The organism is Neobacillus niacini (assembly GCF_019749295.1).
GTDB lineage: Bacteria > Bacillota > Bacilli > Bacillales > Cytobacillaceae > Neobacillus > Neobacillus niacini_D.
Genome location: NZ_JACWFG010000006.1, coordinates 18,530 through 29,395, shown reverse-complemented (window position 1 = coordinate 29,395; position 10,866 = coordinate 18,530). Strand labels below are relative to the sequence as shown.

General features: G+C 38.9%; 6 protein-coding genes. All 6 read right to left on the bottom strand.

Features of this window, described 5'->3' with window-relative positions; translation table 11 throughout:
- Positions 1-56: 56 nt before the first annotated feature.
- The gene (locus H0184_RS10115; protein WP_221824014.1) at positions 57-3,053 is read right to left on the bottom strand and encodes an endo-beta-N-acetylglucosaminidase; all 2,997 of its coding nucleotides are present in this window, start codon (positions 3,051-3,053) and stop codon (positions 57-59) included.
- A gap of 409 nt (positions 3,054-3,462) precedes the next feature.
- Complete coding sequence (locus tag H0184_RS10110; protein ID WP_396953593.1) at positions 3,463-4,848, bottom strand: glycoside hydrolase family 1 protein; 1,386 nt, start codon at positions 4,846-4,848, stop codon at positions 3,463-3,465.
- Between the two features lie 74 nt (positions 4,849-4,922).
- Complete coding sequence (locus tag H0184_RS10105) at positions 4,923-6,428, bottom strand: response regulator transcription factor (RefSeq protein ID WP_221824010.1); 1,506 nt, start codon at positions 6,426-6,428, stop codon at positions 4,923-4,925.
- On the bottom strand, positions 6,421-8,217 hold the full coding sequence (locus H0184_RS10100) for a sensor histidine kinase (RefSeq protein ID WP_221824009.1): 1,797 nt from the start codon (positions 8,215-8,217) through the stop codon (positions 6,421-6,423). The genes H0184_RS10105 and H0184_RS10100 overlap by 8 nt, the downstream gene beginning before the upstream one ends.
- Positions 8,218-8,375: 158 nt before the next feature.
- On the bottom strand, positions 8,376-9,830 hold the full coding sequence (locus H0184_RS10095; RefSeq protein WP_221824416.1) for an ABC transporter substrate-binding protein: 1,455 nt from the start codon (positions 9,828-9,830) through the stop codon (positions 8,376-8,378).
- 27 nt (positions 9,831-9,857) lie between these two features.
- Positions 9,858-10,850 carry a carbohydrate ABC transporter permease gene (locus H0184_RS10090; protein WP_221824007.1) on the bottom strand — a complete coding sequence of 331 codons (993 nt, stop codon included), beginning with the start codon at positions 10,848-10,850 and terminating at the stop codon, positions 9,858-9,860.
- Positions 10,851-10,866: the final 16 nt, after the last annotated feature.

Sequence of the window (10,866 nt, the reverse complement as noted above, 5' to 3'; positions counted from 1 at the left end):
GTTAGTGTATCTGCCATACTTCCATATAGGTAATTATTTATAATAACGTCAGCCTTTTACTCTGACCATGCTCTTACAAAATAGTCTGCACTAGCTTTTAACCTATTCTTTGTGTCTGCCGATACATCCTTAAATAGATTTTGATCTACGGTAACTTTTAATTTTTCCAAGTGAGTTACCGCCTGCTCCAAGCGGCCGCCGTCATAATGTCGTTTTGCACTGTTTAATGTGTCTACTAATTTTTCACTGGCTTCCAGGCTTATTTCTTCTTTCTCAACCAATCCGTTGATTACACCGTAAAGGTCATCCAAGGTCATTCTGACAATCGTACTGGCTTTATTGCCTGAATAGTCTTGAATCACAAATTCAAGGATACTGTCTGTTGATTGAGTTTGGAATGTAAGCTGATTTAAATGTGTGCGTCCGCGAATAATATAAGGTTTACGACCTTGACTGTATGTGGTATTAAACGTTTTGGCTTCACCATTTTCATAAACATACAGGTAGTGCCAATCTCTCGATTCTGGCAATTCCCACGTTACTGCATTTCCATTTATCGTTACTTTTTCAGCCGAATACGCTTCGATTGATTTATCAATAAATGTGCCATTGTAGCTCACCCAATCATGTTTGCCAACTTTGATTCTAAGATGATACTTATCCCCATTAATCGGCATATTGGCAAGTTTCGCTTCGGTCTTACCATTGTTAACGGTGACTGTTTTATTGACTGCTTTGGCATAGTCGTACTCGGTGGAAATTTCGACAGTGGTCTTTCCATTTACATCCTTTGGATTCTCCCAAGAAATCAACATTTCACCGTTATCCGTCTGTGTTGCTTTAATGGAATGAACACCTTTTGTTAAATCATATTGGATGACTGATGGTTCACTTTCCTGACCATCGTGACTTACCGCTGTCAGAGAAATCTCACCAGTGAGCCCTTTTAGATTTTTGATATAAAATACTTCATCATAAATTCCGCCAACATAAGCTCCATTGTTATAGATATTGTATTGCTTGACTTCATCATATTCTTTTAGATCCCATGAAATATACATTTCATTAGAATCACGGAGTGCTTTTGTTATTTGCAGACCTGTTGGTGCCTCTGGTACCTCAAATGATCCATCACTAATCTTCACTTGCCCTATATTCATCTGGTAATCTTCAATAGCTGCATCACCATTATCAAAAACGAGCCCAAATGCAGCAATCTCTTTTCCGGCATATGGAGACAAGTCAAGGTCTGCTGTTACCCAGCCATCAGTCTGTTTACCAGAATTTGATACTGCTACTTTAACAACCTCTTCAGGAGAATCCTTAAAAAGTAATCCGATACTCATAACAGATGTGTCATCTTGAGATGTTTTTTGATACGTAACCGAAAATTTGGAACCCTTTTTTACCTGTAAATCAGTCTTATAGAGGCGTAAAAAGTTTTCTGCATCTAATGTGCCGTTAACCACTAATGAATTACCGCCATTATAAGCGCCAATCTTTTCATAATCGAATCGTGCACCAGCATTGTAATCAGGGCCAAAATCAAAATCTACCTGCAGAGGAGTTCCTGTCGTTTCAATCCACCATTGCCATGTAACAGGAATATCCTGAATATTGATATTGGACCATTCTTCTTCATTGCTAACCTTGCCATCGATATAAAAGTCTAATCCGCGGCCCATATTAAAATTGGAGACAAAGTTAGAACCGTTAATAACACTGCGTTCTGCAATATATGCAGCAACACCATCCCAATTCTCCCCTTGTGCTCCTACATCAGATAGGTTAACCTCGGCATTTCTGCCAGTGCGGCTTGGGTCCAGATTCGGGCCTGTCCACCATGCACGATCGCGGATGAACGACATCCATTGATACTCGCTGTTATTTCGACGCATGGTATCTTCACCGCCAAGATCTTCATCTAGTCCATGATGGGTAAAGTCAGATCCCAGCAATGCAATACTATTCATCGGTTCACCGTTTTCGTCCAGATTATTTCGGAGATCGTTCCGATGTTTTTTAAACCGGTCGCCGCCTGCCTCAATACCTGCAAACACCGATTCTAGAGGATCTAAACCTAGACTCTCTGCATGTGCCTTTGAGTTTGTCATTTTGTTTTTATTCCAAAGGTAATTCAAGAAAATCGAATGAGCAAGATCGCCGTATTGCGGATCCTTTAGAAAAGGACTATTAACCGCTGTGAATTCATTTTCATACCTGGTTCTTCCAGTTTCATTATGGACAGAATCATACCATTGAACATATACACCGCTATTTCTTAACACCTTTAAAAACTCTTTATACGTAGGAATATCTTTCACTGCTACCCCTGAAGACTCTTCCTGATTAAAGAAATAACCGTCATAACCATAATAATCGGCCATTTCAATCAGTTTTTCAGCGACAGGGAATTTTCCTTCCTTGTCCTTAACAAGCATTTGTGTATAGGTTTGCGGTCCCCTGTCATTACTTGAGAAGAAAATAACGGCAAGAGATTTTACCCCGTTTTTATGAGCAGCATTCGTATAAGCAGGATTGGGGATATTTAATACACCAAATTCAAACCATCTTTCATACCAAGGAAGACTAGGATTATATAAATCTTTCGGAACATCAGCTGTTGCCATACCATGCCAGTAGGAATAATAGTCTGTGTACTGCCAGTACGGAAACGTGTATTCACCAAATTTATTCGTATAGGCTGTACTATCCATAAATGAATTCCCATAATCGCCGGCTAGGTTGAACATTTGTGTTTCAGGGCTCAATTCAGGGTTTGCCTGTGTGGCTGTGAAAGCTTCATTCCGTTCTTGTAAAGGTACTTTTGCTCTGAGCATTTCTGCAAATTTATCTGTTTCTGGATTCCATTCGATAATGTCATTCGCTGTATACCCATGCTGGGTAGGCTGACTTACTCCGGTTGAGCTGTCTCCCGTATACGGCAGTGTGTCACCAGCCAAAGCCGTCGTTGAAAAGCTAGTCTGTAAGGCTAAAAGCATAGAAGCACTGACGATTAATGATTTTTTAGTTTTTCCCAATCGAGAAAACATCCATTTTCCTCCCCTTTGTTACGTGCTAACAATTTGTACGTACTGACTTACTCTTGGAAGTTAATTATGCTCTCGCTGTTACTTAAAACATCTTTACAATGACTACTATGTAAAGCCTAAAAGAATGATTATCTGGTAAGCTTCTTCTCCTCCTTCGAATGACATATTTTCATAGAAAGACCACCTCATGTAAGCCTTTCCATTATTTTAGCAAGTTTTACCTTACCAACCTATTGGGGAAAACATAGATTCATTGGACAAAATAAAGAACACTTTCCTCCATGAGCAGGAAGGGAAAAAAATGTAGTTTGTTAAGTATTAATTTATAACGATAGCGGCAAAAAAAACGTACCACTTTAATGAGTGGTACGTCTTTAAAAAAGTTATAAAAATTTATCTCCTGCTAGACTTAAAATCCATTGTTTTCGGCTAACCTCTTATACCATTTGCCGGATTTCTTAATGGTGCGGTTTAAACCATTCTTTAAATCTACCTCTACCAATCCATAACGATTCTTATAGGAATTGGTCCAGGACCAATTATCCATGAATGTCCAAATATGATAGCCAAGGCAATTTGCTCCTTCGTGAATTCCTTTATGAACCCATTTTAAGTGCTCACTTACAAACTCAATCCGGTAATCATCCTCAATGAATCCTTCCTGATTGCGGAACTTCTCCTCACCTTCCACGCCCATGCCATTTTCGGAGATAAAGAAGGGGATATTGTCGTAATGGTCCCGAAGATCAATCATAATATCATAAATGACCTCCTCGCAAATCTCCCAACCGCGGTGCGGGTTGATTTTCCGGCCAGGCATGATATAGGGGTCAAAGAGATGTTCAGGCATAAACGCAGCTTCCTCCGGCACCGGCTCCGACTTTGCTTTGACACGGCGGGGCTGATAATAGTTTACTCCTAAAATATCGATGAGATTTTCTTTTATCACTTCCAAATCGCCTGCCATTATGGTTGGCAGTACGTCTCTTTCCTTTAAAATTTCAACCAAGTCGGCGGGATACTCCCCTTTAGTGACTGGATCCAAGAAACTTCGGTTAAAGAATAAATCAGAAATATGGGCTGCTTTCACATCTTCAAGATCCTCACTTCTTGGATAGGACGGAGTTAAGTTCAGAATAATGCCAATCTTGCCCTCTAGGTTCAAATTCTTAAATGCCGCTACTGCCCTCGCATGTGCAACAATTGTATGGTGAGCGACCTGCGCGCCACGTCTAAAATCGACTACATTTGGATAATGCAAATTATATAAATAGCTTGCCTCAACAGGAACAATCGGCTCATTAAAGGTAAACCAGTATTTCACTCGGTCACCAAATAAGCGAAAGCAGTTTTGCGCATAATTTACGTAGGCATCGATAACTTCCCGGCTTTCCCAGCCACCTTTTTCCTGCATGCACATCGGCATGTCGAAATGATATAAGTTTATAAATGGCTCGATATCATTTGCCAATAATTCATCGATAACTTGATTATAAAAGGCAACCGCTTTCAAATTTATTTCACCAGTTCCGTCCGGAATTAATCGTGACCATTGAATCGAGGTCCTGAAAGAGTTATGGCCTGTTTGCTTCATCAGCTGTATATCTTCTTTAAAACGATGATAGAAACCGGATGTGTGCTCCGGACCTACACCATTATGAAAACTCCTGGGTTCGATGCTGTACCAATAATCCCAGATGCTAGGTTTTCTTCCATCTATCAGCGCAGCCCCTTCTGTTTGCGGACCGGACGCTGCACTTCCCCACCAAAAGCTTTCTGGAAAGTGGTACTGAATGTCCTGTTCAAGTTTAGATTTTTCCATTAGATCACCTTCTTTATTAGTGTAAGCGGGCTCAACCTAAGGAGTTGTTATATTTTCCTCCACTCACTCGGTGTTGTGCCAACTATTTTCTTAAATTGTTTATAAAAATAGGTGGTATCAGAATAGCCTACCTTTTTTCCGATTTCTCCTGCCTTATAATGTGTTGTTTTCAGCAGCTCCTTCGCTTTTTCCAATCGGTAGCGATTGAGGTATTCAGAAAAGACGACCCCTGCCTCTTTTTGAAACAATTGCCCCAGATAAATGGCATTTACATGAAACTGCTGCCCTAGTGTTTTTAAAGACAGTCCTTCGTGATAGTGAGTATGGATATACTGAAGAACATTTTGCACAATCGGGCTTCGCAAATAAGCATGATTATGAATGGTCAGGATCAATTCATAACAATATTCAGTCAAAATATTCTTCATCTGCCCGATATCTGAGCTATACACGATTCGTTCAACAGCAGCTGTATAAAGCGATAGATCTTCCGGCTGCAAGGAGTAATGAATATATGAAATTAAATCAAATGTATACTTCTTTGCCACTTGCGGGGAGATGATCTTTGCTTTTTGTGTTAACTCTTTAAAATATAAATCTATTAGTTCTAATGATTCTTCATCTGCATTCATAATCCGTTTAACGATTATATCTTTAAATTCCTGCTGACGTTTGACCTCCTCCTGACGATCAATTGGTTGTTTATCTAAAATAAGCACATCAGGTTCTAAATATAACTGCAGTGAGCTATGTTCCCTTGCCTGGGTAAAACTATTTTCCCATTCATCAATCACACAGACAGGCTTTCCCATCGCTAAGTAGAATAAGCCTGTCCCTTGTCGTTCATCGCGGAGGTTTTCAACAAGGCGTTTGTTTTTCTTGACCAACTCCTCTTTACTCCCGCCGCCAAAGACAATCACAAGCTCTTGATTTGGACTATACAGACATAAGGCCGAAAATTGCTCCTCAATAAAGCTTCTTAGCGCCTTAACAATCTCGGCATTTTGATAATTTTCAATACTTAAGATGGACACATTGTAAACGGGCTGGTTAACTTCAATCTTGTAAAATGCTAATCTCTCAAGAAAATCACGCCGGTCCATTTCACCCATTAAAAATCTCCATAACGTATTATCCAACAGTATAGACGTTTCCTGGGACTTACCCCCAGCTGCTTCAGTCTTTATTTTTCGTCCCACTGTTTGGAGTGTTGTCAGTAATTCCTCTTCATCTACAGGCTTCGCCAAATAATTTTCAATACCTAATAACAAACCTTTTTTTATAAAGTCAAACTCTTGATAACCTGTTAAAACAATACTTTTAATTTCGGGTCGAATACTTTTTACCTCTTGAATTAAATCAAGGCCGGACATTTCCCCCATTAAAATATCAGTGATGAGAATGTCGATGGGATGCTGTTTGATATAGGCAAGAGCCTCCTCCCCGCTCTCGGCTGTATAGACAATTTCAAACCCGTAATCTTCCCAATCCAGGATTGCGGCCAGTCCTTTTGTGATAATCGGTTCATCATCAGCCAATAGCACCCTAAACATGGTGAATCCCCTGAACTGGAATGGACAAAGTGACCATCGTTCCCTTATCTTTGCTGCTTTTTATAGAGATTCCAAACTGATTCCCATATCTTAGTTTCAAGCGTTGATGTATATTTCTTAATCCAATTGATTTCATTTCATCGCCCTCTTCACGATTAATATGTTGACCAATGTTAGCAAGTTCTTCTTCAGACATACCCTTACCATTATCTTCTACACATATTTCAAATTTTTCGCCAAGATTGACTGCGCGAATGGTTAATTCATTATCGGATCGGTCCTTTCTAAAACCATGGATAAAGTAATTTTCGATAATGGGCTGAAGGATAAGTTTTTGAATAAGTGTTTGTTCCAAATCTTCGGGAATGGCAAAATGAATTTTCAGCTTGTCCGGGTGTTTAAACTGCATCAAGGTTAAATATTGTTTGACATATTCAATTTCGGTATAGAACGGTACAATCTCTTTTGATTCCAGCGAGTAGCGAAACAATCTGGATAAATGAAAAATCATTTTTCCCGAGGTTTTGGAGCCTTCCAAAACAGAAACCATTCTAATTGCCTCTAGTGTGTTATATAAGAAATGTGGATTAATTTGTGCTTGCAGTGCCTTTAATTCCGCTTGCTGCTGTTTCATGTTGAGCAGGTAGAATTGTTCAATATAATTGTTTAATTCATCTAACATGGAGTTGATATTAAACCCAATCTTTGATAGTTCATCTTCATGTTTGGATTCAGGAATCCTAGCATCCAAGTCTCCCTTTTCAACTTGGCGGATGGTCGAAACAATTCTATTAATTCGCCGTGAATAATTTTGCATAAACGAATAAGAGATTAATATAGCCGCCAAAATAAGAACAATGATTACGACCCACATCGTTCCCCTTACAATCGATAATTTTTGCCACCCTTTATCGGGAATGATGCTGACAAACGTATAATCACCTTTGTTGGCAATCGTATTGATATAATATTTTTCAGCTTTATATTCAATTCTCGTTTCATTGGTTTCATGCTTTACCTGATCGACAAGAGCAAGCGGTACTCCTTCATTATAGGAATAAACCAGTTGGTCGTCGGAATCGATTAGAAAGAAAGAAGCCGATGTCCCTTCATACCTTCTGACCATCTTATCCAAATGATCAGTGGAATAAAATACGGATATCTCACCTATTTTTTCAAGCGTTACCGGGTTATTAATGACAACCCTTTTGGTGATCGTATCTTTTAACTTTCGCCCTTTTGGCAGGCCATCACTGCTTACTCCTGGGTATCCCCTCGGAAACACATCGTCTGATCTCGGTTTCGGGTCAACAATGCTATTGTTCCAGCGAAGATAATTATTGATAAGTAAATATTCAATCTCGGGACTATCCAACGAGCGCAGGCTAATAGCATTAATATCACTGTCTTGGCTAAAATAGCCATTAAAATAGGTATCTAGATTACTAGGAAAATAGGTGTCATCTTCCGAAAATTTATCAAGGCGGTATTCCAAATACTTTCCATACCCATTGTGAAGGGCAAAGGAAATATCATCAATCAGTTCTCCTTGAACATAAATGTCTCTAATCGCTCGATTCATATCAGTATCTTTGGTCGAAAAGTAATCCTCTATCCGTTCCATGGTTCTTGTATTGATGTTGACTTCCTTCTGAATAATGATTTCTGAGTAATAGTTTGTGATTGTCACAATTAAAATAATGACAGTCAAGATAATGGTGATAGATGAAGTTAAAAAAAGTCTGTTAAATATTTTTTGGTGAAAAGTGCTATTATGCTTCAACTTCATTTTAAATCCCTCTATTATGTTTAATTTTCTGTTTCATTTTAACATAATGGAAAGGATTGAAAACGCTAAACTTTCCACGCCGTTTCAGTAGGTTACATTCATGGAATGAAATAAAATCAAGCTGGAATGATGTTCCACCCAGCTTGATACTTTTTTAATTATTCTTTTGAGCTTTTCCACTCATCATGTTGCTTTTGAATTTCTTTTAATACCTTTTCAACTCCAGCCTCTTTCAGCTTTTCGTTGAATTTTGGCAGGTATTCTTCCGGATCGACAGAACCTGTAGCTAACGCTGGATAGAATTCTTTTGAAATATTGGTAATCGATGCAAGTTCTGACCGAACTGGATCACTGTTAAACTTGAATCCAAGTGACGGTGCTTTTACAGCAGAAGCGTTAAACTCCTTGAATTTTTCCCATTTATCTTTTGGATCTTCTTTGTATAGATTTAAGATAAAGTGGTTACCTAAAGAATAAGATGGCATGTTATAGCTTTCAATACGAGCAGGCAAATCTTCAATGGTACCATCTTCATTCTTTTTGTAATGTACATCTTCAATTCCTTTATCCACAAGGTTGCGAAGATATGGGTCTGTGTTAAGCAAAGTTAAAAACTCCATTGCTTTTTCTGGATTCTTTGAAGTTGCTGAAATGGCTTGAATGGAACCGGATACAGAATCATTTACAATCGTTGGTTGTTCAACGGGTACAGAGACTACTTCATACTTGGCAGAACGAGACCAAAGTAAATCAGCATATGGCTGAGAACCGCCAATACGGACAAACCAGTTTTCTACATCCATTGGCCAGCTGTCTTTGCTTGTTGCCGCATCTTCTTTGAGATAACCAGCCTTATAATATTTATGCATGGTTTCAAATTGTGTCATTGCAGCATCAGTATCAAATGGATTTATGACTGTGTCTGTGTCACCTTCAAATGGGAAGGCAAATGGCATTTCATTATTGAAGACATAGTCAAAGCGTAAAGGTGCCTTAAATGTTGCGATTGGTGTAACGCCAGATTCATTTTCTTTGATTGTTTTAAGCATTGGCTCAAGATCTTGTAACGTTTTTACCTTCGAAAGGTCAAAATTATATTTGTCAACTAGGCGTTTGTTAAAGGTATATACATCTTGTCTTGCAACCTCTTTATTAGCAGGTATCCCGTAAAGTTTTCCATCAACCTTATTTCCTTCCAAGAAGTCTGGATTGATCACTTCTTTAAGGGCTTTACCTTCGTTTTCTAATAGATCATCAATAGCCAAGAATGCACCTTTTTGTGCATTTTGAACATAGTCAGTACCATTTGTAAAAATAATATCAAATGGCTCCCCTGAATTAATCATGACTTGTGATTTTTGTGCCCAATCGCCCCAGTCAATTTGTGTCATTTTTACTGTGGCATTAATTTTTTCCTTCGTATACTTGTTTACTTCAGCAAATACTTTCTCAGTATCTTTTTGCGGAGTTCCAATGGTGTACCATTTAATTTCATAAGGTTCACCATTTTTACCGCCCTTTTCGCTTGTGGAGCTGTCTTTACTGCTGCAGGCAGATAAAAGGGTTCCAGCTGCAAGAACGGACGCGAGAATAATGCCTAATTTCTTTTTCATCATGCTTTTTCTCCTCTTTCTTATGAATTATTCTTTAACGCCGCCAATAGTCAGTCCGCTAATAAAATACTTTTGAAAAAACGGATAGGAGACTGCAATTGGTAATGTGGCGATAACAACCATGGCCATTTTGGCTGATTCCTGTGGAATTGTATCAAATAAACTTTGCTGCATTAAAGAAACATCGACATTCTGCCTCATGAACTCTAGGTTTGCCTCTATTTTCATCAGTAACGATTGGAGAGGAACCAGACTTGGTTCATCAATATAAAGTAAGGCAGTAAACCAATCATTCCAATAACCAAGCGTACTAAATAGGGCAATCGTTGCTAACCCTGGCAGGGACAGCGGAAAAACTATTTGGAAAAAGATCCTCCATTCACTTGCCCCGTCAATTCTCGCTGATTCCAAAATAGACTCGGAAACAGATTTTAAAAAGAATGTTCTCATGATAATGATATAAAAGGCATTCATGGCAAGTGGCAAAATCAGTGCCCAAATCGTATTTTTCAATTCCAAGAATTGAGTGACAACAATATAGGTTGGAACTAAACCACCGCTGAAAAGCATGGTGAAGAAGGCAAGGAATGTAAAAAACCTTCTATACTTAAATTGGGGTCTGGAGATAGCGTAAGAATAAAAACTAATCATCAATACACTGATTACGGTCCCGACTATAGTGATAATGAGAGTGACACCGTAAGATTGAAATAATTGTTCCTTCATACTCCATAAGTAGCTATAGGCGTCTATACTCCATTCTTTCGGGATGAGTTCAAACCCATTTCGAACAATACTTTCTTCACTGGTAAAGGAAATTATAACAACATAGATGAAAGGGAATATGCACACCAGTGTGAAAATCCCCAACAGCACACTAATAATAGCATTGACGGCCGGGTGCAAGTGGTGAGGATCCCTCCTCTTCTTTCGTTTAATCCCTGTCTCGGCACCGCCCCCTCTAATTGGTTTCACTGGACGAGATATGGCGACAGATGTTTGCTCTAGTTCATTTGGCATATAGTTAGCCGCAGGG

Coding starts and splice junctions, on each gene's coding strand:
- H0184_RS10105 (WP_221824010.1), bottom strand. CDS start 6,428: ATGTTTAGGGTGCTATTGGCTGATGATGAACCGATTATCACAAAAGGA.
- H0184_RS10100 (WP_221824009.1), bottom strand. CDS start 8,217: ATGAAGTTGAAGCATAATAGCACTTTTCACCAAAAAATATTTAACAGA.
- H0184_RS10090 (WP_221824007.1), bottom strand. CDS start 10,850: ATGCCAAATGAACTAGAGCAAACATCTGTCGCCATATCTCGTCCAGTG.
- H0184_RS10095 (WP_221824416.1), bottom strand. CDS start 9,830: ATGAAAAAGAAATTAGGCATTATTCTCGCGTCCGTTCTTGCAGCTGGA.
- H0184_RS10115 (WP_221824014.1), bottom strand. CDS start 3,053: ATGTTTTCTCGATTGGGAAAAACTAAAAAATCATTAATCGTCAGTGCT.